The sequence below is a fragment of the Comamonas jiangduensis genome (assembly GCF_030162955.1).
GTDB lineage: Bacteria > Pseudomonadota > Gammaproteobacteria > Burkholderiales > Burkholderiaceae_C > Comamonas > Comamonas jiangduensis.
Genome location: NZ_JARXOV010000020.1, coordinates 25,339 through 52,054 on the forward strand (window position 1 = coordinate 25,339; position 26,716 = coordinate 52,054).

The following is a 26,716-nucleotide window of genomic DNA, read 5'->3' on the forward strand; positions in this document are numbered from 1 at the left end:
CGGAGCGTGTATGCCCTGCGCAGCAGTCTATTCTAGTGCGATTGAAATTATCAAATAAATAGCATAAAAGCTATGATGCATATGCAGATAGCTGCTAATTGTTGGTAATTCCCGCTTAAATAAATTTCACCGTCAGTCGGTAAGTAGGTGTTACAGGTGTTTGACGAGCACTTGGCTTTTACGACTCCAGTTGTATTTGGATTTTCGCGCTTCGGGCAGCCAATCGGGGCTGACGGGCTGAAAGCCGCGTTTGATGAACCAGTGCATGGTGCGAGTGGTCAAAACAAACAGCGACTCCAGTCCTTGCTCGCGAGCCCGTTGCTCGATGCGTTTGAGCAGTTTTTCGCCATCACCCGTGCCTTGGGCCTTGGGCGACACTGTCACCGCAGCCATTTCCCCGGTTCTGGCCTCCGGGTAGGGGTGCAAGGCGGCGCAACCAAAGATCACACCATCGTGTTCAATCACGGTGTAGCTGGCGATGTCGCTTTCAATCTCGGTGCGATCACGTTTGACCAGGGTGCCGTCGTTCTCGAAGGGCTCGATCAGCTGAATGATGCCGCCTACATCGTCAATGGTGGCCTCGCGCAGTTCTTCGAGTTTTTCATCGATCACCATGGTGCCGATGCCATCGTGCACATAAATTTCCAGCAGCAGCGCGCCATCTACCGCAAACGGCAGGATATGGCTGCGCTCGACGCCATGTTCGCAGGCACGCACACAGTGCTGCAGATAAAAGCCGGTGTCGGTGGGCAATTGGGGCGGTGGCAGTTGCGCCAGCAGCTTGCGTGCTTGTGCCAGAGGTAGCTCGGTGTCAATCGGGTTGTCTTCGCTCTCAGGTTCTTGGGGGCGGGTGCGCACGCCGGGCACTTCGGTCAAAAAGAGTAGTTTGTCGGCCTTGAGCTCGCTGGCCACGCGAGTGGCGACTTCTTCCATGCTCAGGTTGAAGGCTTCGCCCGTAGGCGAGAAGCCAAAGGGCGAGAGCAGCACCATGGCTTCCGAGTTCAGTGCGCGCTGAATACCTTCACCGTCCACCTTGCGCACCAGGCCGGAGTGCATAAAGTCCACACCGTTGACGATACCCACCGGGCGCGCGGTCAAAAAGTTGCCGGACATCACACGCACACGGGCGCCCGCCATGGGGGTGTTGGGAAGGCCTTGGCTGAAGGCGGCTTCAATTTCATAACGCAGCTGACCGGCTGCTTCTTGGGCACAGTCCAGCGCCACGCTGTCGGTGATGCGCACGCCGTTGTAATAGGCGGGCTCTTGCCCTTTGAGGCGCAGCTGTTCGTTGACCTGGGGGCGAAAGCCATGCACCAGCACAATTTTGACGCCCATGGCTTGAATTAGCGCCAAGTCTTGCACGATGCCTTGCAGCTTACCTGCGGCAATCGCCTCGCCCGTGATGCCCACCACAAAGGTCTGGTGTCGGAACTTGTGGATATAGGGGGCCACGGACCGGAACCAGGGGACGAAGGTGAAATTGAAAACTGTGGACATGGATGTGCAACGTGCAAAGGGAAAAAAGGCTTGCCATTCCCCTCGGAATGCAAGCCGTTGTGAAGTGTAGCGGTGTAGATGGCTGCTGCGACGCTTTTTGTGTCAATGTGCAATTCGTCAACAGCGAAGGCTTGAGGCGTGCGCTTTAGCGGCGAATGAACCACATGGCCATGCTGGTGGCAAAACCCGCAACGCCGGCCAGCAAGAGCAAGGGGCTGACGTAATACAGCACCGTGAGTACGAGATTGTGGAGGGTGGCGTTGTCTAACATCGCGAACTCCTTTCTGGCAAATGGGCGTGGGCGGCGCTCCCATGGGCCTGAAATTACATAGCCTTCAGCGCTGCAGGCGTAGGCCAAGGGCGATAGCTGTGTGCGGGGCTTCCCGCAGGGGGCGCCGCCTTGCGGTGGTGCGTTGCAGCGAAGGCGGCTGAGTATTTCAAAAATAAGAGCTGTGGGCGCTTGTAGTTCATAGGTTTTGAATGCTATGAATAGGAAAAATTAGACTGCATAAGCGCCAGATGCTTTGATATCAATAGCGACCTATTTGCAAGCCGTGCTGGGGATGGGCGCAACGCGCGCTGTGGTTAATGGTTTGGCGGCCCTTCAATCCAAAGCATCAGTGCGAGAATTCAGGCCAGCGGTCAGTTGCACCGCCCTTATTCCATGCTCCGTTGGGGCTGACTATTAAGCCGCCGTGTTGTCCGTCCGGTGGTGGATTTTTGAATCGGAAACTTCATGACTACATCTTTTGCCCGCCGCTTGGCGATCAAGCAGGCGCTGCTTGCTGTTGCCGCAACTTCTGCTTTGGTTTCTTTCTCGGCTTCGGCTGCCGACAAGGTGCTGCGTGTTTCGGCCATTCCTGACGAAGCCCCCACTGAGCTGCAACGCAAATTCAAGCCCCTGGGCGAGTACCTGTCCAAAGAAACTGGCATGAAGGTGGTGTTCACCCCCGTGAGCGACTACGCCGCCGTGGTGGAATCGCTGGCCACCGGCAAGCTGGATATGGCGTGGCTGGGCGGCTTTACCTATGTGCAGGCCAAGATCCGCACCAAAGGCACGGCCAACCCCATCGTGCAGCGTGCAGAAGACGCGGTGTTCACCTCGCGCTTTATCACGGCCGATCCCGCCATCAAGACCCTGGAAGACCTGAAGGGCAAGACCTTTGCCTTTGGCGCACCGTCGTCCACCTCGGGCAGCCTGATGCCGCGTTACTTCATCCAGAAGGCCGGCATCAACCCTGAAAAAGACTTCAAGAACGTGGCGTATTCGGGCGCACACGATGCCACCGTGGCCTTTGTGGCCGCAGGCAAGGCCGATGCGGGGGTGCTCAATACTTCGGTGTGGGACAAGTTGGTAGAGGCCAAGAAGGTAGACCCAGCCAAGGTGCGCGTGTTCTACACCACCCCCGAGTACTTTGACTACAACTGGACGGTGCGTGGCGATTTGGATCCTGCAATCACCAAGAAGCTGACCGACGCTTTTTTGAAGCTGGACCCGGCCAACCCCGAGCACAAGGCCATCATGGACTTGCAGCGTGCCTCCAAGTTCATTGCCTCCAAGCCTGAAAACTACCAAGGCATTGAAGACGCTGCCAAGGCCGCGGGCCTGCTGAAGTAAGCGTAACTGGTGCGGCATCTGCCTTGACCTGTCTGTGGCTGTGCTGCAGGCAGGGCAAGGCTGCGTACTGCGCGTCGGTCTTTGATTTCAATGCCAAATTGCCTACAAAGGCATATGCACCAAGCGCTGACAGCTATGGTTGGCGGAGCATATTTATGAGCTTTTTACTGCATAACGTGGGGCTTACCCACAGCAATGGCTATGTGGCGCTGGCAGGCATCAGCGTACAAGCCCAGCAGGGCGAGAGCATTGCGTTGATTGGCCCCTCCGGTGCGGGCAAAACCACCTTGCTCAACACGATTGGAACGGCCTGCCGCCCCACCCAAGGGGCGATCACGGTGTTGGGGCAGGCACCTGCTGCAACGGGTGCAGCCTTGCGCCAGTTGCGCACGCGCATCGGCACCGTGCACCAGGCGGCCCCCATTCCGCCACGCCAGCGCGTGGTCACCGCCGTGCTGGCTGGCAAGCTGGGGCAGTGGCCGGTGTGGAAGTCGCTGGCTTCGCTGGTCTATCCGCAGGACATTGCGGGCGCACGCCAGGCGCTGCAGCGCGTGCATCTGGCGGACAAATTGTTTGTGCGTTGCGACCAGCTTTCGGGCGGCCAGTTGCAGCGTGTGGGGATTGCGCGTGTGCTCTACCAAGAGGCACAACTGATTTTGGCGGATGAGCCTGTGTCCGCCTTGGACCCCACGTTGGCACTGGAGACGGTGCAACTGCTGGTGCAAGAAGCCAAAGCGCGCAATGCCACCTTGGTGGCCAGCTTGCATGCGGTGGAGTTGGCGCGTACGTGCTTTGACCGCTTGATTGGTATCCGCGATGGGCGCATTGCTTTCGATGTGCCTGCGGCAGATGTGCGTGATGCGCAGTTACAGGCACTGTACGCGGCAGAGGCGCTGTCGGTGACGGTGGCGCCCGATTGTGCGCCACCGCATGCTACGGTTGCCGCGGTGTCTATGCCAGCCCATGGGTGCCGCTGATGCAGCGCCGCATGATGAGGGCTGACGATGCCGTCGCTGTAGCTGGCATTGGCGCCTTGCGTGACCCGGCTGGGCCACGCCGTTTGTGGGGTGCGATCATTGCGCTGGTGGTGCTGTGGCCGTTGTTTCAGGGCGCGGGCTTTCAACTGTCGTCTTTGCTGGATGCGAACAATCTGCACGTGATTGGTGGTTTTTTGGCAGGCTTTGTACCGCCAGAAACCAGTGCAGAGTTTGGCGGCTACCTCTGGCAAGCCACGCTGGAGACCTTGGCCATTGCCACGATGGGCTTGCTGCTGGCTTTTGTGCTGGCTGTGCCGCTGTCGTACTGGGCCAGCAGCGCTGCACGCGAAAAGGCTACGCAAAACCCGCTGGCGCGTGGTGTGCTCACCGTGCTGCGCGGTATTCCCGAGCTGGTGTGGGCGCTGGTGTTTGTGCGCGTATTTGGGCTGGGCCCTGCTGCCGGGGTGCTGGCGCTGGGGCTGACCTACGGCGGCATGCTGGGCAAGGTCTATGCCGAAATTCTGGAAAGCGAAGACGGCACTGCCGCACGTGCTTTGCTGCGCACGGGCAGTCCACGTGCGGTGGCGCTGCTGTATGGTTTGTTGCCGTTGGCTTCGAAAGAGCTGGTGTCGTACACCGTGTACCGCTGGGAATGCGCGATTCGTGCCTCCGTGGTGATGGGCTTTGTCGGGGCAGGGGGGCTGGGGCAGCTCATGGATCAGGCCATGAAGATGCTCAATGGCGGCGAGGCCTGCTCCATCTTGCTGGTTTTTATGGCGCTGGTGCTGCTGGCCGATGCCTTGTCCAACGCGCTGCGCCGCGCGCTGGATGTCACGCCGGCAGCCCGGGCCAGTGCCTGGGGCGTGCGCAGCATGGCGGTGCTGGTGGCATTGCTGGCGGGGGTGGTGGCCAGCTGGCAGTTGCTGGATATGGAGTTGTGGGCCTTGTTCACGGGCGATGCAGCTTCAGCCATGGCTGACTTTGTGACCGGGTTTTTCCCTCCGGACACCAGCCGTGCGTGGTTGTGGGCGGTGGCAGTGGGGATTTGGGAAACTTTGGCGATTTCCGTGGTGGGCACGCTGCTGGCCGCGGTTGCGGGCATGGTGCTGGCGCTGCCCAAGTTCCGTGCGCCGTGGAATGTGGTGCTGAACGTGCTGCGCTCGGTGCCTGAGCTGGTGTGGGCCACCATCACGGCGTTGGCCGTGGGGCTGGGGCCGTTTGCAGGGGCTTTGGCGCTGGCGTTGCACACGGCAGGCGTGCTGGGCCGTTTGTATGCGGAGGCACTAGAGAATGCGCCCGTTGCGCCTGCGCAGGCCCTGCGCCGCTCGGGCAGCGCGCGTGCGCTGGCATTTTTGTACGGCACCTTGCCCGGCGCTGCGCCACAGTTGCTGGCCTATACGCTGTACCGCTGGGAGATGAACATTCGCATGGCAGCCATCCTGGGCTTTGTAGGGGCGGGCGGGCTGGGCCAGCTGCTGTATTTCAAGCTCTCGCTGTTTCACTATGCAGAGGCCAGCACGGTCATCATTGCCATGCTGCTGCTGTCGATTGCGGTGGACCAAGCCAGTGCGTGGCTGCGCCGTGCGATGCGCTAGGGATGCTGGTGGTAGGCCGCGTTGAACGATAAAAAAGGCGCTGCAGGGCGCCTTTTTTTATGGGTGCGCTGCATGCGCTGTGTGGTTTTAGGCGGCAGCTTGCGAGGCGGGTGCCTCAGCATCTGCAAAGGTTTGTGCCGTCTGTATATGGGGCACGATCACTCGCAGCAAATAGGGCGTGACCACCTCATCAATTTGGTGGCGCATGCCTTGCAGCGTATGGAACTGCGCGCCACCAATGGAGCGCGCGGTGGCTGCGCCGCCGCTGGGGTGAACAATACGGTCTTTGTCCCCATGGATCACCAGTGTGGGGGTGTCAATTTTGTAGAGTTGCGCTGAGCGGTCGCCAGAAGCCACGATGGCAGTGACTTGGCGTTCATAACCGGGAATGGCCTGTTCGGGTGTGGTGCGCTGCCATGCCAAAGCTATGTAGTTGCGCCATGCGTCTTCAATGCCTGGCACTTTGGGGTTGCCGATGTGGCGCATGAATTTGACGTATTTGTCTTGTGCGGCGGGCAACGTCCAGGCGGGTTTGCTCAACAGCATGCGCAACACGGTAGAGCCTGCGGGTTGCCCTACGCGCTTGTTGCCTGTGGTGGAGAAGATAGACGTGAGTGAGCGCACTTTGGCGGGGTAAAGCGCCGCCAGCGACTGGGCAATCATGCCGCCCATGGACATGCCGACAACGTGGGCCTGGGGGACATGCAAGTGCCCCAGCAGCAGTGCAACGTCTTGGGCCATGGCATCCAGGCGGTAGTGGCCAGTGGGGAGTACGCCGCACAGCAAACGCCAGCGTGGCGGGGGGAGTTGGTGGTGCAGGTGTGTGCTGCGCCCAATGTCGCGGTTGTCCAAGGTGATAACGCGCAGCCCCGCAGCGGTGAGGCCGTCAATCAAATCCAGCGGCCAAGATACTTGCTGCAACCCTAAACCCGCCACTAATACGACTGCAGGGTGGTGATTCTGGCCATAGCTGCGAAAGCAAATGCGTATGCCGTTGGGGAGATCGGCAAATTGGTCGAGGTCAGGATCGGCGGAGGGAAAGCGGTGTTGCATAAAAAGGTGTCTACGGCGCAGCCAAGGGTGCAGTGTAGCGATGAGCGCCTAGTGTTGAGTATGAGGGTGGCCGTGGTGCGATGAGGGTATTTGGTTTGTCACTAAAATGATTTGCATTGCAAACCATTTGCTTTGGCAGTCTATTCATGACCCACAAGAAAACTCCTGAGACTACTGAATTACCACCTGCTTTTGAGAAGACGCTGCCCGATGCTTTGTTTTTTGGGCACCTGCTGATGCGGGTGAGCCGCACGTGGCGTAGTGTGGTGGATGGGCGGCTGGCCGACTTGGGGCTGACGGATACCACATGGGTGCCGCTGTTTCACCTGCATGCGGCAGACCAGGCGCTGACCCTCAAGCAACTGGCACAGCGTGTAGGTTTAGACAGTTCGACCTTGGTGCGCGTGGTCGACTTGCTGGAGTCGCGTGGTTTGGTGGTGCGCGAAACCGATGCCAGTGATCGGCGCAGCAAGTCACTGCGGTTGACGGAGCAAGGATTGGCGGTGGTCGCCGATGTACGGGGCAAGTTGTACCAAGTTGAAGCGCAGGTGTTGGCCGGCATGGATGCCCGCACTATCAGCACTTTGCGTGAAGGCATGCAGCAATTGCACGAGCGGCTGGCGTGTATTCAGACCCAAGACAAGGCCAGCGTATGAGTACAGCGGAAGAGGCGGTGCCAAGCTGGTGGCAGCGCGCGGGTGGGGCCATGGGGTTTCACGTGCCGGTACTGGCATTTGCACTGCGCACAGCCTTGGCAGCATTCGTTGCGTTGTGGATTGCCTATGTGATCGGGCTGGAGCATCCGCACTGGGCTGCAATGTCTGCCTGGGCCTCCAGCCAGCCCATGCGTGAGCACTTGCTGTCGCGCGGGATCTATCGTTTTTCTGGCTCGGTCGTAGGGGTGGTGTTTGCCATTGCTTTGGTGCTGGTGGCGCAGGAGTCGCTGTGGGTGCTGGCGATTGGTTTGGCCTTGTGGGGCGCGTTGTGTGCGTTCTTGGGTAATTTGCAGCGCGGCTATATGGTGTATGGCTGCATGCTGGCGGGTTATTCGGCGGCCATGGTGGTGCTTCTGCACCATGGCCCTGCCGACAGCATTTGGCCTTTGGCTTGGGATCGCATGTTCACCGTGGTCACGGGGGTGGCTGCCGCTTTGTGTGTCTCCTGGTGTTTTGCGCCACGCCGCAAAGCTACCCTCCTCATTGCCCAAAGCCGTGCAGCACTGGCGGGTGTGCTGCAAGCGACTGCGGCTGATCTGCGCCAGCAACCCATGCCAGCAGGTGGTGACTACGCGCAACTGTTGAGCCGCTTGGCACAGGTGGAGGAGTTGCTGGAGCTCTACCCAGAAGGCTCTCGCACTGCGCGCAATACATCCCAAGCCATGCATTGGCAGCAGCACCATGCGCTAGAGCTGGTGTACTTTTTGGGGCTGGAAAGTCAGGCCCGGCAGATGCAAGCGCCTGCGGAGGCTTCCAACGCACTGGAACAAGAGGTGAAAGAGGCGCCACAACCGCCATATGCACCGCTGGCACAAGCGCTGGAGCAGTTGGTTGCCGCATTGCAAGCGCCCCCACAGCAGCAGGAGGGTCATGCTCTGGACGTGCACCGTGCATTGCGCCAGGCGATTGGCGCCTGTGAAGATGCGGTAGCAGGTGTGCAGTCGCAAGCCAAACAGGTGCCACCGGTAGTGCAGGCGCTGTACAGGTTGCTGCAGGAAATGCGCCAAGGCCTGCGTGCTGAAGAACTGGATTTGCAGGGGCGCACCCGCTCCAGTTGGCGCCCTCGTAGTAGTGAGCGATTGCCACTGCATCGAGACTGGGTGGGTGCCCGCGAAGCCGCGGTGCGTGCTGGGGGCACCTTGCTGATTTTTGGCATTGTGTGGGCATGGACCCAAGCGAGCATTGTGGCGTTTGGCATGCTCGGGCTGTCGGTCATGTTGCTGGTGTTCTCTGCCTTGGAGAGCCCTGGGCGAACCATGGCTTTTGTGCTGCGCGGCCAGCTGATTGGGGCGGGCCTTGCGCTGCTGTGTCAGGCGTTGATCTGGCCGTGGGCACAGTCAGCCGGGCAAATGGTGTGGATGGTGCTGCCGTTTGCGCTGATGGGCGGCTTGCTGTTTGCACATAAACGCACAGCGGCTGGCGCGATGGATATCAATATGGCCATGTTTATCTTGCTGGCACCAGTGTTCCCCGATACTGCCAGCTTGGGGCAACATCTGAGCATGGCGCTGGCGGTGGTTTCTGGTCCAGCCCTGGCATGGGTGGTGTACCGCTGGGTCTACCCCACCAATGCGCAGCGGCGTATGCAAACCTTGGCGCGCATGATGGTGCAGGAGGTGCCTGCGATGGCGCACCGCCTGCAGGAAGAGGCCAAGCCTTCGCGCGGGTTGGCAGTGTCTGTTGCTGCCACCAATTGGTGGCAGGCACAACTGCACCATCGATTGCTCCGCCTGGTGCGTTGGGCGGATAAAACACAGTTGCCAGAGCGCGCCCAATTGCCCCGGATGGGGCTGTCGCTTCGCGCAATGCAAACCGCCATGTTGCAGCTGCAGCAATGGCGCAGGGAGACTATTTTTGCCACCCCGGCATTGCGCCGAACGGAGCGTTTGGCGCAATTGGCGCTGCAACGCACCGTGGCTTGGGGGAAGGCGCAGCCAGGTGATGTGGCAAGTCGCAAAGCACGGGCTGCTTGGGCCAGTTTGGCCCAGCAGCCTGTTCTACCAGCCGTGTTGGCAGTGCAGGTGCAGGGTATCGCGCAGCGGGACCTTCCTGTTTTGGATGGCGTGCGACAAGCTTTGCGTTAAGCGGTTAAGCGGCTAAGCGGCTAAGCGGCTAAGCGGCTAAGCGATGTGCCTATCTAGTTTCTGCTGTAAAAACCGGTTCTGGCGAGGCCGGTTTTTGTTGGAATAGCCAGACGCTTAGAGCTGCGGGGCGCGCAGTACCAGTACATCAATCGATGGTGGAACGCCTAAGCGCACTGCAAAGCCGGGCCACAGTCCGGCGCCTGCGCTTACAAACAAGCGCATCGTACCCACGTCATACAGCCCACGTACGAAGCCATCGTTCGCAGGCGCGACCAGCCAGCGATCCATGCCCACAATGTGCCCCCCGTGCGTATGGCCAGCCACTTGCAGGTCTACGCCGTGTGGAGCATAGCTGCGTGCCATCTTGGGTTGATGCCCCAGCAAGATGTGAATATCCGCACCACCTTCGGCTTGAATTTGTGAGGCTACAGCGTGTATGTCTGGAGGAACTCCTTCGGGAACGCTGGGGTCGGTATTGTGTGTGGACAGGCGCCCATATGCAGGATCACCCACTCCAGAAATGGCCAGTGTGTGGCCGCGTACGTGCAATACCTGAGCCTGGTTGGCCAAGTAATTCAAGTTCAAGCGGTTGAACACTTTGGCCCATGCGTTGTAGCCGCTGTAGTACTCATGGTTGCCAGGGGCAGACCACACACCCAGTGGCGCCTGGAGATGGGCCAGCGGAGCGATATTTCCCCATTGGCTCGGTGCGTCACCGTCGATGAGGTCGCCCGGCAGTAGCACCATGTCGGGTTGGGCCGCATTCAAACGATCGACCAAACCCTGTACGTAAACAGCGTTGTTAACGGGGGTGGCGTGAATGTCAGCCATCACGCCGATGCGCAGCCCATCCAGTGCTGGAGGCAGGCGTGGAAGTGTCACTTCATGTTCATGAACAGCAGGCAGCTGTGTGCCTTGGGTCAGACCATAGCCGTTGAGTAGCAGAGCCATCGCCAGGAACCCGGCCGTCCAGCGCGGGCGTGCAATCCAGCAGGCAGCTTGTGTACTGCGCATCAGGCGAGCCAGCAGCCATAAGAGATCTCGTACCAAGGCAAAGACCAGGCCCATGCCAATCGTGGCCAGCATTCCGCCGCTGAACAACTGCAAGCGGGAGAGCAGGCCAAAGTCCATGCTGTCGCTGCGCATGGCGTAAATCAGTAAAGCGGGCGCTGCGATCAGCAGTGCCGTGACCAGTGCGCAACTAGCATAGGCGCGGCGATGCTGGCGAAAAAGTGGTGCCCACAGCCAAAGGGCTGCTATGGGAGCAATCAAAACAGCGTAAAAAATCACGGGAGTCGGAGAGGGTAAAACGGCTCAGCCTAGGAGGCGATTGAGCGCCAAATGTTGCAAACGAGTGCTGAGGGTGTGTGATAGATCAATCAAAAGTTATTGATTGACATGCATTGACGATGGTTTGTGTTGCATCAATTCTTAATCTTCTCTTAATTTTGTTTTTTTATCCTCTTTCGAATCAATGTGTGTCATACGCCTTCTGTTTGTAAGGCCACACGCTCGCACGGCCTGCTGTTCTTCGGTCTTCGGAAGTGGCTGGCCACTCTAGCTTCTAATTTTTACCTTCAACTTTTATGCCTGTATCCAAGGCCTCTTCTCAAGGCTTGGCATGCCTTGCTTTGCTTTTAGCCAGCCATTTCCCGTTGTGGGCGGCTGATGTCAAGGCGGGTGCCAACATCGCTGCGAACGGTGGCGCGCAAGGTGCGCCTGCCTGCGTTTCTTGCCACGGTAGCCAAGGCGAGGGCGGGCCTGGGTTTCCGCCGTTGGCTGGCCAGTCAGCAGGTTACCTGGAGCGCCAGTTGCATACCCTGGCTGCAGGCAAACGCAAGGCCGTAACGATGGCGCCCGTCGCGCGTGCGTTGACTGATCAAGAAAAAGCCGATGTGGCGGCTTACTACGCCAGCTTGAAGCTGCCTATTGAGAGCAAAGTGGGGGCGTTGCCCAAGTCCAAAGACAGCAACGGCGCCTGGCTGGTAGAGCGCGGACGCTGGGCCGATGGTATTCCTGCCTGTGCCAAGTGCCACGGGCCTGGCGGTACCGGCGTAGGTACGGACTTCCCCGCAATTGGTCATCTGGATGCCAAATACATGCAAACGCAAATGGCTGCATGGCGAAAGCAAGAGCGTGATGCCGGGCCGCTGGGGCTGATGGGCAGCATTGCCCAGAAGTTGACGGATCAAGACGTGCAGGACGTGGCTGATTACTACCAGCAACTGCACCAAGGTGCCAAGCCAGCATCGAACTAAGGAAGTGACCGGACATGGATATTATTTCCGACAAGGGTAAGACTACGCCCGCTTTCAGTGCCAAAGTAGGAACAGCACTCGCCGTGGCTTTCTGTGCCATTCCTTTGGTGGCTGCCCTCGGTGGTATTTTTTACAGCATCCCCGATACACCGCGCGCGCAGCGCGCAGCCGCAGCAGAAGCGGCCCAACAGGCCAAGCTGGCACAAGCAGCAGCTTTGGCTGCAGGCGGTGGCATGCAGTCAGTGGCTTACAGCGTGCCCGGCGCGCAAGACATTCCAGATACCAAAATGGGTGAGTGGATCCAGCGTGGTGAAGCCATCTTCCTGCGCACTCCAGAAAATGCCAAAGGCTTCTCGGGCAATCCACTCAGCTGCGCCAATTGCCACCTGGATGCGGGGCGCTTGAACAATGCAGCGCCCATGTGGGGTGCTTACCCCATGTACCCTGCTTACCGTAAAAAAACCGACCACGTCGATACCTTTGCCGAGCGTGTGCGCGGCTGCTTCATGTACTCCATGAACGGCAAGGCGCCGGATGATGGTCACGACATTCTGGTGGCGATTGAAGCCTATTCCTACTGGCTGGCACAAAAGGCACCAACAGGCGAGAAGCTGCCGGGTGCCGGCTTCAAGAAGGTGCCAAAGCCTGAGGTGGCCCCCACGTTTGCTGCTGGCCAGAAGGTCTATGAAGCCAAATGTGCCCTGTGCCATGGTGATAACGGCCAAGGTCAGAAAAAAGATGGTGTGACAGTGTTCCCAGCACTGTGGGGCAAAGAGTCTTACAACTGGGGCGCTGGTATGCACGAAATCGATAAGGCCGCCAGCTTCATCAAGTCCAACATGCCTTACGGCCTGCACAACGATTTGACGGATCAAGAAGCTTGGGAAGCCGCCACCTATATCAACAGCTTTGAGCGCCCGCAAGATCCACGCTTCAACGGCGATATTGCCAAGACCCGTGAAATCTTCCACAACTCGCCCAATTCGCTGTATGGCGTAGAAGTCAACGGCAAGATGCTCGGTAAGGGCGTTTAACGCCCCGCTTTTGAGGGCCGCAGTACAAAGCGCACAGGCGCATCGCCTGTGCGCTTTTTTGTGTGCGGGTGCTTGCTATGCATGCGTTGGGAGCGAGCAAATTTATCAGTATGTATCGAAGGCGCTGTCTGACAGGGTATGGCCTTGGCGCTCCTGAAAATGAGTCAATGCTGACCATGGGGGTGCGGCAAACTGAACTCAGGAGGCATTTGGAATGCGAACAAAATTTCTAGCAACCACAGGCGCTGCGTTGACTGCATTGACGCTGTCGACAGCAGCCATGGCGGATGTGGGCTGGGGTGCAGGCCTGACGTGGACTTTCGGGGGGCCTAAGCCCAGTGCAGGCCCCGCTTTAGGCATCAAGATGTTCTCCACAGACAAAGAGAAAAAAGCTGCCGGATATTTGGGGGTGGACTACTCGTTCAGCGACCGCGGCTTTCGCCCCAATGTGGGCGTGGCCTACTTGGGTGAGAACAATGTGTACGTGGGCGCCGATGTGGGTTACTCCTTCGCCCGGAAGGGCATGAATTTTGGTGCAGGCGTGGGTTATGTAGACACCAAGAAAGATTGATGCTCTGAACGAAGATCATCAGATCCTCGCAGTGGTGGCTGCGGGGATTTTTTTTCGTCCCCGCGCTAAACCTGTCCGCAGCGCAGTTGGGGCGCTGCGGGGATAATTGCGCCCCTTATGCCTTTGAAGATCACGTTCCCCGAGTCCCTGCCCGTATCTGCCCGCCGTGAAGAAATCATGGAGGCGATGGACAAGCACCAAGTCATCATCGTCTGCGGCGAAACGGGCTCGGGCAAAACTACCCAGCTGCCCAAAATTGCCTTGGCGCTGGGGCGGGGCAAGGTCAATGCCGTGCCAGATGCCAACGGCAATGTACGCGGCCACCTCATCGGCCACACCCAGCCGCGCCGTATTGCGGCAAGCTCAGTGGCCAAACGCATTGCCGAAGAGCTGAACTCGCCGTTGGGTGAACTGGTCGGCTACAAAGTGCGTTTTCAGGACACGCTGCAAAAGAATGCCTCGGTCAAGCTGATGACCGACGGTATCTTGCTGGCCGAAACGCAGACCGACCCGCTGCTCAAGGCTTATGACACGCTGATCATCGACGAGGCGCACGAGCGCAGCCTGAACATCGACTTCTTGCTGGGCTATATCCGCCAGATCTTGCCCAAACGGCCTGATCTTAAAGTCGTAGTGACTTCGGCGACGATCGATGCTGATCGCTTTGCCAAGCACTTTGAAGGGCCCAAGGGCCCGGCGCCGGTCATCATGGTGTCGGGCCGTACCTATCCGGTGGAGATGCGCTACCGCCCGTTCGAGGAAAAGAAGGACTACGACTTGAACGACGCGATGGCCGATGCCGTCGATGAGTTGTGGAGCGGCGGTGCCACGGGCGGCGACATTCTGATTTTCTTGCCCGGCGAGCGCGAAATCCGCGAAGCCGCCGACCACCTGCGCAAACACCTGCAGCACCAGCCTGCCTTGCGCAGTGCCGAGGTGCTGCCGCTGTTCTCGCGCCTGTCGCAGGCCGAGCAGGACCGCATTTTTGACGGCCACACCGGCCGCCGCATTGTGCTGGCCACCAACGTGGCGGAAACCTCGCTCACGGTGCCTGGCATCCGATACGTGATTGATGCAGGCACAGCGCGCGTTAAGCGCTATTCCTTCCGTAGCAAGGTGGAGCAGTTGCTGGTCGAACCCATCAGCCAGGCCGCCGCCAACCAGCGCGCAGGTCGCTGTGGCCGAGTGGCCAACGGTATCTGCATTCGCCTGTATGACGAGGCCGACTTTGCCAGCCGCCCGCCGTTTACCGACCCGGAAATCCTGCGCAGCTCGCTCGCTGGTGTGATCTTGCGCATGAAGGCGCTGGGCCTGGGCGATGTGGTGAACTTTCCGTTCCTTGAAGCCCCCTCGGGCCGCGCCATTGCCGACGGCTACCAGCTGCTGGCCGAGTTGGGTGCGGTGGACGAGCGCGGCAACTTGCTGCACATGGGCAAAGAGCTGTCGCGCCTGCCGCTGGACCCGCGCGTGGGCCGCATGATTGTGGAAGCGCGCGAACGCGGAGCGCTGGCGGAGGTGCTGATCATTGCCTCGGCGCTCAGCGTGCAAGACGTGCGCGACCGACCTTTGGAAGCGCAACAGCAGGCCGACCAGCAGCATGCCAAGTTTGACGACGAAAAGAGCGAGTTCACCGGCTATCTGCGTCTGTGGAAATGGCTGATGGACGCACGCGGTGGCAAGGTGGTGGCCAAAACGCGGGCCGAGATGGCCGCGCAAAACAAGCCTGTCGCCAAGCCCAGCGCACGCAACCAAGCTTTTCTGCCCGTGAGCCAGCGCGCCAGCGGTGCGCAAGTCGAAGGCACGGTGGAGGAGCGTTTGGCGCTGTTTAATCCCTCCGAAACGGTCGAAGAAGCCACCCACAAACTCAGCAACCGCCAGTGGGAGCAGTTGCTGCGCCAGAACTTCATCAACATCCGCCGTGTGCGCGAGTGGCGTGACATTCACAGCCAGTTGCTCACCGTGGTGAAAGAGCACAAGTGGCTCATCAACAACGAAGCTGCGGGTTATGACGCGGTGCACCTGTCCATGCTGTCCGGCTTGTTGGGCAATATTGGCTACAAGGGCGAAGAAAGCGATGCGTACTTGGGCGCACGCGGCATCAAGTTCCACCCCCACCCCGGTGCGCACCTGTCTAAAAAGCCCGGGCGCTGGATTGTGGCGGCGGAGCTGGTAGAAACCTCGCGCCTGTACGGCCGAGGCATTGCGGCGATTGAGCCGCAGTGGCTGGAAGAGGTTGGTGCGCATTTGCTGAAAAAACAGCTGCTAGACCCGCACTGGTCCAAAAAACAGGCCGATGTGGTGGCGCAGGAGCGCGCCACGCTCTACGGGCTGGTGGTCTACAACGGCCGCAGCGTGAGCTATGGCCGCGTGGACCCGGATGAGGCGCGCCGCATGTTCATTCGCCAGGCGCTGGTGGAGGGGCAGTGGGACACGCAGTGGCACTTCTTGCCCAGCAACCAGAAGATGGTGCGCAAGATTGAGGATTTGGAACACAAGTCTCGCCGCCAAGACGTGCTGGTGGACGACGAGCTGATCTACGCCTTCTACGAGCAGCACATTCCCAAGGGCATCTACAGCGGCGCCACGTTTGACAAATGGTTCCGCGCCGCCAGCAAGGGCCAGGCCGAGTTGCTGCGCCTGTCCAAAGACGAGCTGATGCGCCATGAGGCGGCCGGCATTACCACCGACAACTTCCCCAAGCTGGTCAAGCTGGGTGGCGTGGACTGCAGCGCAGCGTATTTGCACAGCCCCGGCGACGCGCGCGATGGCGTGACGGTGACGGTGCCGCTGTTTGTGCTGAACCAGGTGAGTGAAGAGCGCGCGGAATGGCTGGTGCCCGGCATGCTCAAAGACAAAATCCAAGCCTTGCTCAAGAGCCTGCCACAGCGCCCGCGCAGCCGCTTTGTGCCGCTGCCAGAAAGTGCTGCACGCTTGGCGGAGCTGTTTACGCAGTCGGAACGCTGGGCCAAGGGCGGGTTGATTGACGTGCTGCTCAAACAGGTGCGTGATGAAACCTCGCTGGACGTGAAGCGCGCGGACTTCAAGCTGGACATGCTCAGCCCGCACCTGTTCATGAACTTCCGCGTGATTGACGAGCATGGCCGCCAGCTGGGCCAAGGCCGCAATCTGGCCGCCCTCAAGGCCGAGTGGGGCGCCAAGGCGCGCGGGGCGTTCCAGGCGCTGGCTTCGCTCAAGCTTGATGAAGCCACGCAGTCTGCTGCAAAATCTCAGCAAAATCAGCCTCCAGCGCAGTCTGGTAAAGCGCCAGTAGCTCCTAAAAACGAGAAGTCTGCCGCCAAGGCCGCGCCTGCCCAAAAGGCCGAGCAGCGCTACACGGCCTGGAGCTTTGGCGAGCTGCCCGAGCTGATGGAAATCAGCAAGGGCAGCACCACGCTGATTGGCTTTCCGGCATTGATCGACCACGGCACGGAAGTCGGCATCGAAGTGTTTGACGAGCCCGAAGTGGCTGCCGCCAAGCACCGTGTTGGCCTGCGCCGCCTGTTTGCGCTGCAGATCAAGGACGCGCTCAAGTACCTGGAAAAGAACATCCCCGACCTGCAGAAGATGGCCGTGGCTTACATGCCGTTGGGCACGCAGGAAGAGCTGCGCCAGCAGATCATTGATGTAGCCATTGACCGTGCATTCCTGCAAGAGCCGTTGCCCGCCAACGAGGCGGATTTCAAGCAGCGTGTGCAAGATGGCAGGGGCCGCTTGACATTGATCGCCAACGAAGTGGCGCGCATGGCGGGTGTGATCTTGACCGAGTACGCCACTGCGGCGCGCAAGATCAAGGATACCAAAAATGCGCCGGAAGCCACGAAGGACGCGGGCGAGCAGCTACAAAAGCTGATGCCTAAGAACTTCATCGCCGTCGCCCCCTGGGCGCAACTGGGCCATTACGCACGCTATCTGAAGGCCATCACCATTCGCCTGGACAAATACCGCGCCGACCCGGCACGCGATGCCGCCAAGTACAAAGAGCTGCAGCCGCTGGAGCAGCGCTACTGGCGCCTGGTGGCCGAGCGCAAGGGCCAGGTCGATGCGCGCATGCAAGAGTACCGCTGGATGCTGGAAGAGCTGCGCGTGAGCTTTTTTGCCCAAGAGCTGCGCACGCCGTACCCGGTGAGCAGCAAGCGCCTGGACAAGGTGTGGGCGCAGCTGCAACAGTAAAAACTGCTTGTGGCGCCACCTGCGTCCCAAGCATCACCACAGCCCGGCATTGGCAACAGGCCGGGCTTTCTTTCAGGAATTTTGTATGACCGATATCACCCAAGACCTGCGCGTGGTCGCCATCGACAACGACAGCTATGCCCAGGCCGTGGCCGCAGCGCGCGCCTACCGCATCGGTGACGCCCCCTCGGGCTTTGCCTTCACGGGCCGTGCCACGTTGATGTTCCAGCGCGAGCACGAGGAGTGGGAGCACAACGCCTTCAGCAGCACCCCGCTGGTGCGCCATGTCGACCCTGTGCAAGGTGCGGCCGATGCCGATCAAGCGCAAGACGATGACTTTTTGCGCGCCGTCTCGCACCAGGTGACGTTCATGCACATTCCTGCCGAATGCCAAGCGATGGAGGTGGACGATGTCTGGGCGATTGACTGCGAGTTCTTGATGTTTGCCATGCCTCACCCGGTGGAAGAGGGCGGAACCGCCTGGCTGCTGGTGCCCGGGCCTGACAACCGCAGCATTGCTTCCAAGCACACCGTGCAGGAGTTTCAGCTGGCAGAACTCAAAGCTGCGGCCCAAGACCTGGGCTTGTAAGCGCTTGCCTGGCGGTGGTCGGCATGCCTTGGCGCAGTCGCTACCACCGAATTGCGTGCGGAGGTGGCTCCGTCAAGCACCATTGGATGACCCTATGTATTGAGTGGTTGAGCCTTCGATCGGGTACGGGCACAATGCGCCCGGCGAAACAAGGGGGCGGTGCAAGTGGGTGCTTGGTTACCCACTGCAGCGTGCCATGGCGCTATAAATACACAGGGAGATACCATGTTCCGCACGCTTTTGAAATCCAAGATTCACCGGGTCAAGACCACGCAGTGTGAGCTGCACTACGAGGGCTCCTGCGCAATCGATGAAGATCTGCTGGATACCGCCAATATTGCCGAGAACGAGCAAATCCACATCTGGAACATCGACAATGGTGAGCGCTTTGTCACCTATGCCATCAAGGGCCAGCGCGGCAGCGGCATGATTTCGGTGAATGGCTCGGCGGCGCGCCGTGCTGCGGTGGGCGATTTGCTCATCATTGCGGCTTTTGCACAGGTGCATGAAAGCGATGTCCCAGAACATCTGCCGCAACTGGTGTTTGTGGATGAACACAATCGCCAAACAGAGTTGCGCCACAAGGTTCCGCTGCAAACGTTGTAATCTGGGCTGTCGCCCTATTTTTTGCCGCCCATGCCGTTGTGGCGCATGGGTATTTATTGGTTTTGCAGACCAGGCTGCGGCTGGCAAGTTGCACCACCCCCCCAGTCCAGCCGTCTGCGTCCACGGTGATTGCTGCCATGACTTCTACGCACCCAACAGACACTGCGGCCCCCTCAGGTACGCCCTACGGAACTTTGCCGCCCGCATCTCCCATGCCCGGGCGCAAACCCGTCAGCCTGCCGCGCTTGGCGCATATGCGCGCCCAGGGTGAAAAAATTACCATGCTCACGGCCTATGACGCCACGTTTGCCGCCGTGGCCGATGCTGCCGGGGTGGACTGTGTGCTGGTGGGCGACTCGCTGGGCATGGTTTGCCAGGGCCGGCGCAGCACGGTGGGCGTGTCGATGACCGACATGCTCTATCACACGGCCAGCGTGGCACGCGGCATTCACCGCAGCCAAGGCACGATCTGGGTGGTGGCCGATATGCCTTACGGCAGCTATGCCGAAAGCCCCGAGCAAGCCATGCGCAACGCCTGTGCGCTGATGCAGGCGGGCGCGCACATGGTGAAGCTGGAGGGCGGTGGCTGGACGGCCAAGACGGTGGAGTTTTTGGTGGCGCGTGGCGTGCCCGTGTGCGCCCACCTGGGGTTGACCCCGCAAACGGTGTATGCCTTGGGCGGCTACCGCGTACAGGGCCGCGAAGAGGCCGAGGCACAGTTGCTGCGCCTGCAATCCAAAGAGCTGCAAGAGGCCGGCGCTGCCATGCTGGTGCTGGAGATGGTGCCAGCCGCCTTGGCGGCCAGCATCACGCAGGATTTACAGCACTGCCACACGATTGGCATTGGCGCAGGCAACGGTACTGCAGGCCAGGTGCTGGTGCTGCACGACATGCTGGGTATGAATTTGGGCAAGATGCCCAAGTTTGTGCGCAACTTTATGGCCGATGCGGGCAGCGTCAAAGGTGCCATGCAGACGTATGTGCAAGCCGTCAAGGACGGCACGTTCCCCGATAACGGCGTGCACGCTTGGTAAGTCCAGGCACACCAAGGGTGCGCTCGGTGCGTATCTGCTAAACGATGACTGGCCCGGCGGCCAGCAAAACACAGGGAGACAGACCATGCAAATCGTTCACACCATCGAAGACTTGCGCCATGCTTTGGCTGGGCGTGGGCGCCCGGCCTTTGTGCCCACCATGGGCAATTTGCACGCCGGACATTTGGCGTTGGTGCGCGAGGCGCGCCGCCATGCGGACACCACGGTCGCCAGTATTTTTGTGAACCGCCTGCAGTTTTTGCCGCACGAAGATTTTGATAGCTACCCGCGCACGCTGCAAGCCGATTGCGAGCAATTAGAGGCACAGGGGTGCAACATCGTATTTGCACCCAAAGAACAAGATTTGTACCCCCAGCCCCAGACCTACAAGGTGCAGCCGGACGCGGCCTTGGCAGATATTTTGGAAGGGCAATTTCGCCCAGGTTTTTTCACCGGCGTGTGCACCGTGGTGATGAAGCTGTTTGCCTGTGTGTTTGGCAGCACCGGCGGTGGCGTGGCGGTATTTGGCAAAAAAGATTATCAGCAGCTGCTGGTGATTCGGCACATGGTGCAGCAGTTTGCATTGCCCATCTCCATCATCGGTTTGGAGACGGAGCGCGCGGCCGATGGTTTGGCCCTGAGTTCGCGCAACGCGTATTTGAGCGCTGAGCAGCGCACACAAGCACGTGCCTTGTCGCAACAGTTGCAGTGGCTGGCCCACCAAGTGCGCGAGGGCGCGGTGCCGCTGGCGCAGCTCGAGGCGCAAGCCATGGCACAACTCAGCGCGCAAGGCTGGCAGCCCGATTACCTCACGGTCCGCCAGCGCCATGATCTGCAATGCCCGGTAGACCATGCGCGCCAAGCACCCTTGGTTGCCCTGGGCGCGGCGCGCCTGGGGGGCACGCGCTTGATTGATAACCTGGAGTTTTAGGGCGCGACCCGTGTCACCTCGGTGCCCCTTTGGCCAGTGGATGGCCAAAGAGGCACTGTTTTTAGGTGGCTGGGGTGCTGTCTGGCGCCGTGTGTTGTTGGGGCTCAAAAAAGGCCACCAGTTGATTGAGCTCCCGGGCGGTGTGCATGAGCTCTTCGGAGGCGCGCCAGGCTTGCTGTGCCTCGCCACGGTTTTCCACAATCAGCGCTGCCACCTGCCGCATGGAGTCTGCAGCCTCTTCAGCGCCAAATGCGGTCAGCCGTGTGGCAGTGGCCAGCTCACGGGTTTCGCCCGCCAGCGCGCTGTGCTGCTGGCTGGCCAGCGCCAGCAAGCGCTCTGCGCGGGTGCTGAGGTCGCTGGTTTCGGAGACCGCTGCATCCAGCGACCGAATGGCCGAATACACCTGATCGTGCTGGGCTTCGGAATGCTCGGTCACTTCATACAGCGCGGCGTTCAGCGTTTGGCAGTGGCGGTGAATGCGGCGGGCGGCCAGCGCAATTTCGTCCAGCATCACTTTCAGGTGCAGCTGCATGACGGTGGCTGCATGGTTGAGTTGGGCGGTCTCACCTGTGCCAGAGAGGTTGATGGCACCTTGCAGATCACCTTCCGCAATGCGGTTGAGGCGGCGGATGGATGCATTGAGCGGGTTCACAATGCCGCGAATGAACAAGTGACCCACAGCCGCCACCATCAACAAGCCCGCAATGATGCCGAATAGGGCAAAGCTGCGAATGCGCGCATTGCGCTCCAGCGTTTGTGTGAATTCTTGCTGGGCCGCATCCGCCAAGGATTGGCGCAGGGCTTGGGCCGCCAAGCTGGCGTTGTGTTCCAGTGCCAACAGTTGTTGCTGCACGGCCAAGGGGAGGGTAGTGCTGTCCTTGGGGGCTTTGGACTGGGTGGCAATCAGGGCCTGGCTTTCGTCGGTGTAGTGCTGCAAGGCCTGGGTCAAAGACTGGGTTGCAGCGGATGTTGCGGGCATGGCGCGGTTGAGCGTGCTGAACAGGTCCGCAATGTCTTCGTAATAGTTTTGCAGCTGCTGCACATGGGCAAAAGCCTGTTGCGCCGCTGAGGTGTCGGTCTGGCGCTCCTGCTGCACTTCCAGCACGCTGGCGCGGATGGTGCTCAGCCGTGCCTCAATTTGTCCCACGGCGATGGCCGGCTCAAATTGCTGGTGGTACATCCGCGCAAAGGCTGCGTCTGCCAGCTTCAGTCCGCCAATGCCCAAAGCGCCGCCTGCCAGCATGAGCAAGGCCACAAAGATGGTGCCAGCGCGCATGCCAAAGCGTATGCCCAGCCATGGCGGTAGCTTCCATGTGGGGGGCATGCCGTTGAGGGTAATTTGTTGGTAGAGGGTCTGCGCGTGGGCTATGGCTGCAGGCTCGGCGCGTTTGCGCACCGACATATAGCCAATCGTTTGTTCATTGCGCCGAACGGGCACCACGCAAGCGTCTACCCAATAAAAATCACCGTTTTTGCAACGGTTTTTGACCAAGCCCTGCCAAGGTTTGCCGCTGTGCAGCACTTTCCACATGCCCTCAAACACTGCCGGCGGCATGTCGGGGTGGCGCACGATGTTGTGGCTGTGGCCTTGCAACGCTTCCAGTGCAAAACCACTGACGTTGATAAAGGCTTCATTGGCATAGGTGATGATGCCTTTGAGGTCGGTTTTGGAAACCAAGGTGATGTCCGGCGCAATGTCCACTTGCTGGGTGGTGACAGGGAGGTTTTTCTTCATGCTTGCGTGGTTTAGGAATGGGTCCAAAAACGTTTCATCACCAAGGCTGCCGAGCGGCAGTCTTCGATGCGCAGGACGTCGGTTATGGCGTGTGCAGGGGTGCTGGCATCGCGGCGTTGCGGCGTCATGATGGGCATGCCGTTTTGGCTGTAGAGCGCCCACAACTCCATGGGTTCGCCCTTCTTGGGGCGTGAGCGAACGACGGCCAATTCATCGTTGGCCAGACGCACCATCGTGCCCGGTGGCAATGTGGTCAGTGCGCCGACGGACAGGCGCAGCAGCGCTTCGTCATACAAGCTGGCGCGTTGCAAGTACAGCGCCTTGAGTGCATCTTTGGGCAGGCGGCCTTCGCGGTTGGGCCGGGGTGTGACCATGGCGGCATAAGAGTCGGCAATCGCCAGCAAGCGGGCGCCCGGCAGCATGGCGTCACCGCTTATTCCATGGGGATAGCCGGTGCCATCCAGGCGCTCGTGGTGCTGGCGCACCAACTCCAGCCACAGCGGGTCATCCACACCGTTTTCCTGCAAAATTTCTGCAGAGCGGATGGGGTGTACACGTATCAAGGCGTTCTGGTTGGCATCCAAACGATGGGTTTGCATGTCGAGCTGGGCCTGCCAGGGCAGCAGTGCGATATCGCGCGTCAAGCTGGCGCAGGCCAGCGACAGGCGGGTAGGTGCGTCCAGCCCCATGTCGCGTGCGGCGATTTCTGTGAGTGCGCATCCCAGCAACTGTTGGATGACGATGTAAGGGGACTGCCTGTCAAGGTGGAATGCCGCCAGCAAGGCATCTGCATCATCGGCACAGGCTTGCATCACCGAGTGGGCCAAGCTGCGCACGATGTCGCGCAGCGCGGCTTGCAAAGTATGCGCTTGCAGATGCTGGTGCAGGCGCTTGAGGGTTTGGGCCAAGGCCTCTGCACGGCCAAACACGGGTTGCACCGAAGGCAGGCTGCTGGCCCGGAAGGCAAACTGGGTTTGCGCGCTGGTGCTGCTCTGTGGCTCGATGAACGCCGATGCAATCGGGGTAGTTTGGATGTAGGCACCACGTTTGAGGAGCGAATCCAGGTGGCGGGGGATGCTGATGACGTAACCTTCTCGCAGCAGTAGATTGCCGTGCTCGTCGTAGAGCGACCACGGCAATGGTTTGTCAAGCAGTAACTCACTGAGCAGAACTCGGCGCATTCGGGGCTTTGAGGCGGATAAAAATCAAAAGCCGAGTTCTAAACCAATTGTGTGACTTCTTAACAATTTGTAACACCATGAATGACGAGGGTCAAATGCAGGCAGTGCTCCAGCGTTTTGACGTATTGCGCAGACCATGCTTTGAGTGCAGCAGGGGCTCGATGTCTTGATGTGTGTTAAGTGCTTTGTCTGGGGGGGCCATTCTTGGTGCGCCTATGGGGCGGTAACTGTTAGATTGTGTGCATCGCTCTTTCGCGCTTTATGGCCTACGTTTTATGCACATCAGCTTTTATGGTGCAGCACAAGCTGTCACAGGTTCTTGTTTTCTGATTGAGGCGCACGGTTGCAGCTTTTTGCTGGACTGCGGTATGGCGCAAGGTGGGCAAGAGGCCGATGCCCACAATGAAAATGCGTTCGCTTTTGATGTATCAAGCATCGACTTTGTGGTGCTGACCCACGCACACATTGACCACAGCGGGCTGTTGCCCAAGCTGGTGGCCCAAGGGTTCAAGGGGCCGATTTACACCACGCTGGCCACGCAAGACTTGCTGGAAGTGCTGCTCAAAGACAGCGCGCACATCCAAATCATGGATGCCGAGCGTGCCGCCAGACGCAAGCGAGAGGGTAAAAAACACGAGCGTGATGTGCTGCCGCCGCTGTACTCGCTGGCGCATGTGGCGCGAACGCTGGAGTTGGTCAAAGCCAAGCCGTATGGCAAGAAGTTTGAAGTGCACCCCAGTGTCCAGGTGCGCTTTCAGGATGCGGGCCATATCTTGGGCTCAGCCATTGTGGAGTTGTGGCTGCGCGACGCCCATGGTCGTACGCAGAAACTGGTCAGCAGTGGTGACTTGGGGCAGCCCGGGCGCGTGATTTTGCGCGACCCTACGCCAGTGCAAGAAGCCGATGTGCTGCTGATTGAGTCCACCTACGGCGACCGCCTGCACAAGGACAATGCCAGCACGCTCAATGAACTGGTGGACATCGTGACCCGCACGGTGCCGCACGGTAATGTGGTGATTCCCGCTTTTGCTGTGGGGCGCACGCAAGAGCTGCTCTATCACTTCATTGATTTGATGCAGCAAGGGCGCTTGCCGCCGGTGGAAATTTTTGTTGATTCCCCCATGGCCGTGGCGGCCACGGAAATCACCATGCACCACTTTGCCGTCTTTGATGAAGAGGCCAAGCAGCTCATGGGCACGGCACGCCAGTTGCCCGATGTGCAGCATGTGCACTTCATTCAGGATGTGGAGGAATCCATCAAGCTCAACCGTATCAAGAGTGGCGCCGTCATCATCTCTGCCAGCGGTATGTGCGATGCCGGTCGTGTGCTGCACCATTTGCGCAACAACATTGGCCGCCCAGAGTGCGCGGTGGTGATCTGTGGCTTCCAGTCCTATGGCTCGCTGGGGCGCAGGCTGGTGGACGGCGTCAAGCAGGTGCGCATGTTCGGTGAGCAAATTGATGTGCGTGCATCGGTGCATACACTGGGCGGTTTTTCTGCGCATGCCGACCAAAAGGCCTTGCTGGACTGGGCCGGTGCCTTCCAGCCTGCGCCGCGCCACACCTATGTGGTGCATGGCGAACCGCAGGCCGCGCAGGCCTTGGCCAAGGAGTTGCGCAGCCAGCATGGCCATACGGTCACGGTACCAACGCTGGGCGAGCGCTTTGTGCTGCAAGGGTTGTCTGCAAACGGCTCATAAAAAAAGAGCTGTTGGCGCTTATATATGCTTGAATTCAGATTGTTTTCTCTCTGAAAGTAAGTATTGATAAGCGCTGATAGCTCCTCTTTTTGTACAACTGTCTGCTGGTCCACGCAGCGCAGGCCAGGTAGCGGGGTGCAGCCTTAGCTGGCTGAAACTGGCATCACCAGCCCTGTGATGCAGCTGGCGCAAGCGGGGGCCGCCAAAAACACATAGGCCGGGGCAATGTCTTCGGGTTGGGCCACGCGGCCTAACGCGGTGTCAGCGCCAAAGTTGGCGAAATCATCTTCGCTGCTGTTGCCCGGGGTCAGCGCAGTCCAGACCGGCCCGGGCGCCACGGCGTTGACGCGAATGCCGCGTTCGGCCACGTTCAGCGCCAGCGATTGGGTAAATGCATGCACCGCGCCTTTGCTGGCGGCGTAGTCCATGGAATAGGGGCAGCCGCTGATGCCGACCGCAGAGCCCGTGTTGATGATGCAGTCCCCGCGCTGCATATGCGGCAAGGCGGCGCGGGCCATGTGGATGTAGCCGTAAATATTGGTCTGGAACGTGGCCGCCAGATTGGCATCATCAAGCTGCTCCAGGCTTTCTGCCTGTACAAGGCATGCCGCGTTGTTGACCAAAATATTGAGCGTCCCAAATTTTTTGACCACCTTGCGCACCGCCTGTGTGCAGTAAGCTGGGTCGCGTAGGTCACCGGGCAGCAAGATGCATGTGCCCCCTTCAGCTTGCACATGCTGGCAAGTGGCTTTGGCGTCTTTGTGTTCGTTCAGATAGGCAATCGCAACATGGGCCCCTTCGCGGGCAAACAGCACGGCCACGGCGCGGCCAATGCCGGAGTCACCGCCGGTGATCAGTGCCGTCAGCCCTTGCAGCTTGCCGCTGCCCCGGTAGTGGGGGGCAGCAAACAGCGGCTTGCAGCCCATCAAATATTCTTGCCCCGGCGTGGTGCTACTGGGCAGTGCATGGCTTTGCGCAGCGGCCGCGCGTGCAGATTTTTTTGGGGTGGCAGGCGCAATCTGGGCGGGTGCTGCGGTTGGGGGTGCCATGTGCGCTCCTCGGGGCGGGGTGATAGTCGCGCCAGTTTTGCCACGTGGTGCCCTCCGTCTTGGGGGCAAATGTTTACCACGCAGGTAGGAGAGCACCTGTTTCTGCAGCCGCGGCGGGGGAGGGTAGATTGCCCGCTGCGCTGCTATTCCCACACTGCAGCGCAAACAGGCCATGGTCATGCTGGCGCCAGATGCAGGCGCCAGATGCAGGCACCAGATGCAGGCACCAGATGCAGGCACCAGATGCAGGCACCAGATGCAGGCACCAGATGCAGGCACCAGATGCAGGCACCAGATGCAGGCACCAGATGCAGGCAC

General features: G+C 59.9%; 21 protein-coding genes. 14 read left to right on the forward strand and 7 right to left on the reverse strand.

Annotation, left to right across the window (positions count from 1 at the left end; translation table 11 throughout):
- Nucleotides 1-150: 150 nt before the first annotated feature.
- Nucleotides 151-1,497: an amino-acid N-acetyltransferase gene (gene argA, locus QEP12_RS14555; protein ID WP_284214695.1), complete on the reverse strand. Its 1,347-nt coding sequence runs from the start codon at nucleotides 1,495-1,497 to the stop codon at nucleotides 151-153.
- Nucleotides 1,498-1,642: 145 nt separating this feature from the next.
- Nucleotides 1,643-1,768 (reverse strand): hypothetical protein, encoded by a 126-nt coding sequence (locus QEP12_RS14560; protein ID WP_281355037.1) that lies wholly within the window; start codon nucleotides 1,766-1,768, stop codon nucleotides 1,643-1,645.
- A gap of 465 nt (nucleotides 1,769-2,233) precedes the next feature.
- Between QEP12_RS14560 and QEP12_RS14565 the strand changes: the two genes are divergently transcribed.
- From QEP12_RS14565 to QEP12_RS14575, 3 genes are all read left to right on the forward strand, one after another.
- Nucleotides 2,234-3,115: a putative selenate ABC transporter substrate-binding protein gene (locus tag QEP12_RS14565; protein WP_284214696.1), complete on the forward strand. Its 882-nt coding sequence runs from the start codon at nucleotides 2,234-2,236 to the stop codon at nucleotides 3,113-3,115.
- A 155-nt stretch (nucleotides 3,116-3,270) separates the two neighbouring features.
- Nucleotides 3,271-4,092, forward strand: a complete 822-nt coding sequence (locus tag QEP12_RS14570; RefSeq protein ID WP_174863459.1) for a phosphonate ABC transporter ATP-binding protein — start codon at nucleotides 3,271-3,273, stop codon at nucleotides 4,090-4,092.
- Between the two features lie 11 nt (nucleotides 4,093-4,103).
- On the forward strand, nucleotides 4,104-5,687 hold the full coding sequence (locus tag QEP12_RS14575; protein WP_284214698.1) for a PhnE/PtxC family ABC transporter permease: 1,584 nt from the start codon (nucleotides 4,104-4,106) through the stop codon (nucleotides 5,685-5,687).
- Nucleotides 5,688-5,774: 87 nt separating this feature from the next.
- On the opposite strand, the gene QEP12_RS14580 is transcribed toward QEP12_RS14575, so the two are convergent.
- Nucleotides 5,775-6,740: an alpha/beta fold hydrolase gene (locus QEP12_RS14580; RefSeq protein ID WP_284214699.1), complete on the reverse strand. Its 966-nt coding sequence runs from the start codon at nucleotides 6,738-6,740 to the stop codon at nucleotides 5,775-5,777.
- A 146-nt stretch (nucleotides 6,741-6,886) separates the two neighbouring features.
- Here QEP12_RS14580 and QEP12_RS14585 point away from each other — a divergent pair, with 146 nt between their 5' ends.
- Nucleotides 6,887-7,396: a MarR family winged helix-turn-helix transcriptional regulator gene (locus tag QEP12_RS14585; protein WP_174863461.1), complete on the forward strand. Its 510-nt coding sequence runs from the start codon at nucleotides 6,887-6,889 to the stop codon at nucleotides 7,394-7,396.
- The gene (locus QEP12_RS14590; protein ID WP_284214700.1) at nucleotides 7,393-9,540 is read left to right on the forward strand and encodes an FUSC family protein; all 2,148 of its coding nucleotides are present in this window, start codon (nucleotides 7,393-7,395) and stop codon (nucleotides 9,538-9,540) included. The genes QEP12_RS14585 and QEP12_RS14590 overlap by 4 nt, the downstream gene beginning before the upstream one ends.
- A 114-nt stretch (nucleotides 9,541-9,654) precedes the next feature.
- On the opposite strand, the gene QEP12_RS14595 is transcribed toward QEP12_RS14590, so the two are convergent.
- Nucleotides 9,655-10,686: a metallophosphoesterase gene (locus QEP12_RS14595; RefSeq protein ID WP_284214701.1), complete on the reverse strand. Its 1,032-nt coding sequence runs from the start codon at nucleotides 10,684-10,686 to the stop codon at nucleotides 9,655-9,657.
- Nucleotides 10,687-11,126: 440 nt separating this feature from the next.
- Here QEP12_RS14595 and QEP12_RS14600 point away from each other — a divergent pair, with 440 nt between their 5' ends.
- The 8 genes from QEP12_RS14600 to panC all read left to right on the forward strand — a co-directional run bounded on the left by QEP12_RS14600 (nucleotide 11,127) and on the right by panC (nucleotide 20,733).
- The gene (locus tag QEP12_RS14600) at nucleotides 11,127-11,798 is read left to right on the forward strand and encodes a c-type cytochrome (protein ID WP_284214702.1); all 672 of its coding nucleotides are present in this window, start codon (nucleotides 11,127-11,129) and stop codon (nucleotides 11,796-11,798) included.
- A gap of 23 nt (nucleotides 11,799-11,821) precedes the next feature.
- The gene (locus QEP12_RS14605; RefSeq protein WP_370893926.1) at nucleotides 11,822-12,832 is read left to right on the forward strand and encodes a c-type cytochrome; all 1,011 of its coding nucleotides are present in this window, start codon (nucleotides 11,822-11,824) and stop codon (nucleotides 12,830-12,832) included.
- A 214-nt stretch (nucleotides 12,833-13,046) separates the two neighbouring features.
- Nucleotides 13,047-13,403 (forward strand): hypothetical protein, encoded by a 357-nt coding sequence (locus QEP12_RS14610; RefSeq protein WP_284214703.1) that lies wholly within the window; start codon nucleotides 13,047-13,049, stop codon nucleotides 13,401-13,403.
- 117 nt (nucleotides 13,404-13,520) lie between these two features.
- Nucleotides 13,521-17,573, forward strand: a complete 4,053-nt coding sequence (gene hrpA, locus QEP12_RS14615) for an ATP-dependent RNA helicase HrpA (protein WP_284214704.1) — start codon at nucleotides 13,521-13,523, stop codon at nucleotides 17,571-17,573.
- Nucleotides 17,574-17,658: 85 nt separating this feature from the next.
- Nucleotides 17,659-18,162, forward strand: a complete 504-nt coding sequence (locus tag QEP12_RS14620; RefSeq protein WP_174863619.1) for a hypothetical protein — start codon at nucleotides 17,659-17,661, stop codon at nucleotides 18,160-18,162.
- Nucleotides 18,163-18,387: 225 nt separating this feature from the next.
- Nucleotides 18,388-18,768 (forward strand): aspartate 1-decarboxylase, encoded by a 381-nt coding sequence (gene panD / locus QEP12_RS14625; protein ID WP_284214705.1) that lies wholly within the window; start codon nucleotides 18,388-18,390, stop codon nucleotides 18,766-18,768.
- 137 nt (nucleotides 18,769-18,905) lie between these two features.
- Nucleotides 18,906-19,802, forward strand: a complete 897-nt coding sequence (gene panB, locus QEP12_RS14630; RefSeq protein WP_274754617.1) for a 3-methyl-2-oxobutanoate hydroxymethyltransferase — start codon at nucleotides 18,906-18,908, stop codon at nucleotides 19,800-19,802.
- Nucleotides 19,803-19,887: 85 nt separating this feature from the next.
- Entirely contained in the window at nucleotides 19,888-20,733 is an 846-nt protein-coding gene (panC, locus tag QEP12_RS14635) for a pantoate--beta-alanine ligase (RefSeq protein WP_274754629.1), read from the forward strand.
- A gap of 61 nt (nucleotides 20,734-20,794) precedes the next feature.
- On the opposite strand, the gene QEP12_RS14640 is transcribed toward panC, so the two are convergent.
- Both QEP12_RS14640 and QEP12_RS14645 read right to left on the reverse strand, forming a co-directional pair.
- Complete coding sequence (locus tag QEP12_RS14640) at nucleotides 20,795-22,468, reverse strand: methyl-accepting chemotaxis protein (RefSeq protein WP_284214706.1); 1,674 nt, start codon at nucleotides 22,466-22,468, stop codon at nucleotides 20,795-20,797.
- Between the two features lie 11 nt (nucleotides 22,469-22,479).
- Nucleotides 22,480-23,649, reverse strand: a complete 1,170-nt coding sequence (locus QEP12_RS14645; RefSeq protein ID WP_284214707.1) for an HD-GYP domain-containing protein — start codon at nucleotides 23,647-23,649, stop codon at nucleotides 22,480-22,482.
- Nucleotides 23,650-23,924: 275 nt separating this feature from the next.
- Between QEP12_RS14645 and QEP12_RS14650 the strand changes: the two genes are divergently transcribed.
- Nucleotides 23,925-25,349 carry an MBL fold metallo-hydrolase RNA specificity domain-containing protein gene (locus QEP12_RS14650; RefSeq protein WP_284214708.1) on the forward strand — a complete coding sequence of 475 codons (1,425 nt, stop codon included), beginning with the start codon at nucleotides 23,925-23,927 and terminating at the stop codon, nucleotides 25,347-25,349.
- Nucleotides 25,350-25,492: 143 nt separating this feature from the next.
- Here QEP12_RS14650 and QEP12_RS14655 read toward each other — a convergent pair whose 3' ends face one another.
- A complete protein-coding gene (locus QEP12_RS14655; RefSeq protein WP_431308094.1) occupies nucleotides 25,493-26,398 on the reverse strand; it encodes an SDR family oxidoreductase in 906 nt (301 codons plus the stop codon).
- Between the last annotated feature and the right edge of the window lie 318 nt (nucleotides 26,399-26,716).

What these genes read in the sequence shown, in the direction of transcription:
- QEP12_RS14645 (WP_284214707.1), bottom strand. Translation starts at nt 23,649, where the DNA reads ATGCGCCGAGTTCTGCTCAGTGAGTTACTGCTTGACAAACCATTGCCG.
- argA (WP_284214695.1), bottom strand. Translation starts at nt 1,497, where the DNA reads ATGTCCACAGTTTTCAATTTCACCTTCGTCCCCTGGTTCCGGTCCGTG.
- QEP12_RS14595 (WP_284214701.1), bottom strand. Translation starts at nt 10,686, where the DNA reads ATGCGCAGCGACAGCATGGACTTTGGCCTGCTCTCCCGCTTGCAGTTG.
- QEP12_RS14655 (WP_431308094.1), bottom strand. Translation starts at nt 26,398, where the DNA reads ATGGCACCCCCAACCGCAGCACCCGCCCAGATTGCGCCTGCCACCCCA.
- QEP12_RS14590 (WP_284214700.1), top strand. Translation starts at nt 7,393, where the DNA reads ATGAGTACAGCGGAAGAGGCGGTGCCAAGCTGGTGGCAGCGCGCGGGT.
- QEP12_RS14600 (WP_284214702.1), top strand. Translation starts at nt 11,127, where the DNA reads ATGCCTGTATCCAAGGCCTCTTCTCAAGGCTTGGCATGCCTTGCTTTG.
- QEP12_RS14575 (WP_284214698.1), top strand. Translation starts at nt 4,104, where the DNA reads ATGATGAGGGCTGACGATGCCGTCGCTGTAGCTGGCATTGGCGCCTTG.
- QEP12_RS14620 (WP_174863619.1), top strand. Translation starts at nt 17,659, where the DNA reads ATGACCGATATCACCCAAGACCTGCGCGTGGTCGCCATCGACAACGAC.
- QEP12_RS14640 (WP_284214706.1), bottom strand. Translation starts at nt 22,468, where the DNA reads ATGAAGAAAAACCTCCCTGTCACCACCCAGCAAGTGGACATTGCGCCG.
- panC (WP_274754629.1), top strand. Translation starts at nt 19,888, where the DNA reads ATGCAAATCGTTCACACCATCGAAGACTTGCGCCATGCTTTGGCTGGG.
- hrpA (WP_284214704.1), top strand. Translation starts at nt 13,521, where the DNA reads ATGCCTTTGAAGATCACGTTCCCCGAGTCCCTGCCCGTATCTGCCCGC.
- QEP12_RS14580 (WP_284214699.1), bottom strand. Translation starts at nt 6,740, where the DNA reads ATGCAACACCGCTTTCCCTCCGCCGATCCTGACCTCGACCAATTTGCC.
- panD (WP_284214705.1), top strand. Translation starts at nt 18,388, where the DNA reads ATGTTCCGCACGCTTTTGAAATCCAAGATTCACCGGGTCAAGACCACG.
- QEP12_RS14560 (WP_281355037.1), bottom strand. Translation starts at nt 1,768, where the DNA reads ATGTTAGACAACGCCACCCTCCACAATCTCGTACTCACGGTGCTGTAT.
- QEP12_RS14570 (WP_174863459.1), top strand. Translation starts at nt 3,271, where the DNA reads ATGAGCTTTTTACTGCATAACGTGGGGCTTACCCACAGCAATGGCTAT.
- QEP12_RS14650 (WP_284214708.1), top strand. Translation starts at nt 23,925, where the DNA reads ATGCACATCAGCTTTTATGGTGCAGCACAAGCTGTCACAGGTTCTTGT.
- panB (WP_274754617.1), top strand. Translation starts at nt 18,906, where the DNA reads ATGACTTCTACGCACCCAACAGACACTGCGGCCCCCTCAGGTACGCCC.
- QEP12_RS14585 (WP_174863461.1), top strand. Translation starts at nt 6,887, where the DNA reads ATGACCCACAAGAAAACTCCTGAGACTACTGAATTACCACCTGCTTTT.
- QEP12_RS14610 (WP_284214703.1), top strand. Translation starts at nt 13,047, where the DNA reads ATGCGAACAAAATTTCTAGCAACCACAGGCGCTGCGTTGACTGCATTG.
- QEP12_RS14565 (WP_284214696.1), top strand. Translation starts at nt 2,234, where the DNA reads ATGACTACATCTTTTGCCCGCCGCTTGGCGATCAAGCAGGCGCTGCTT.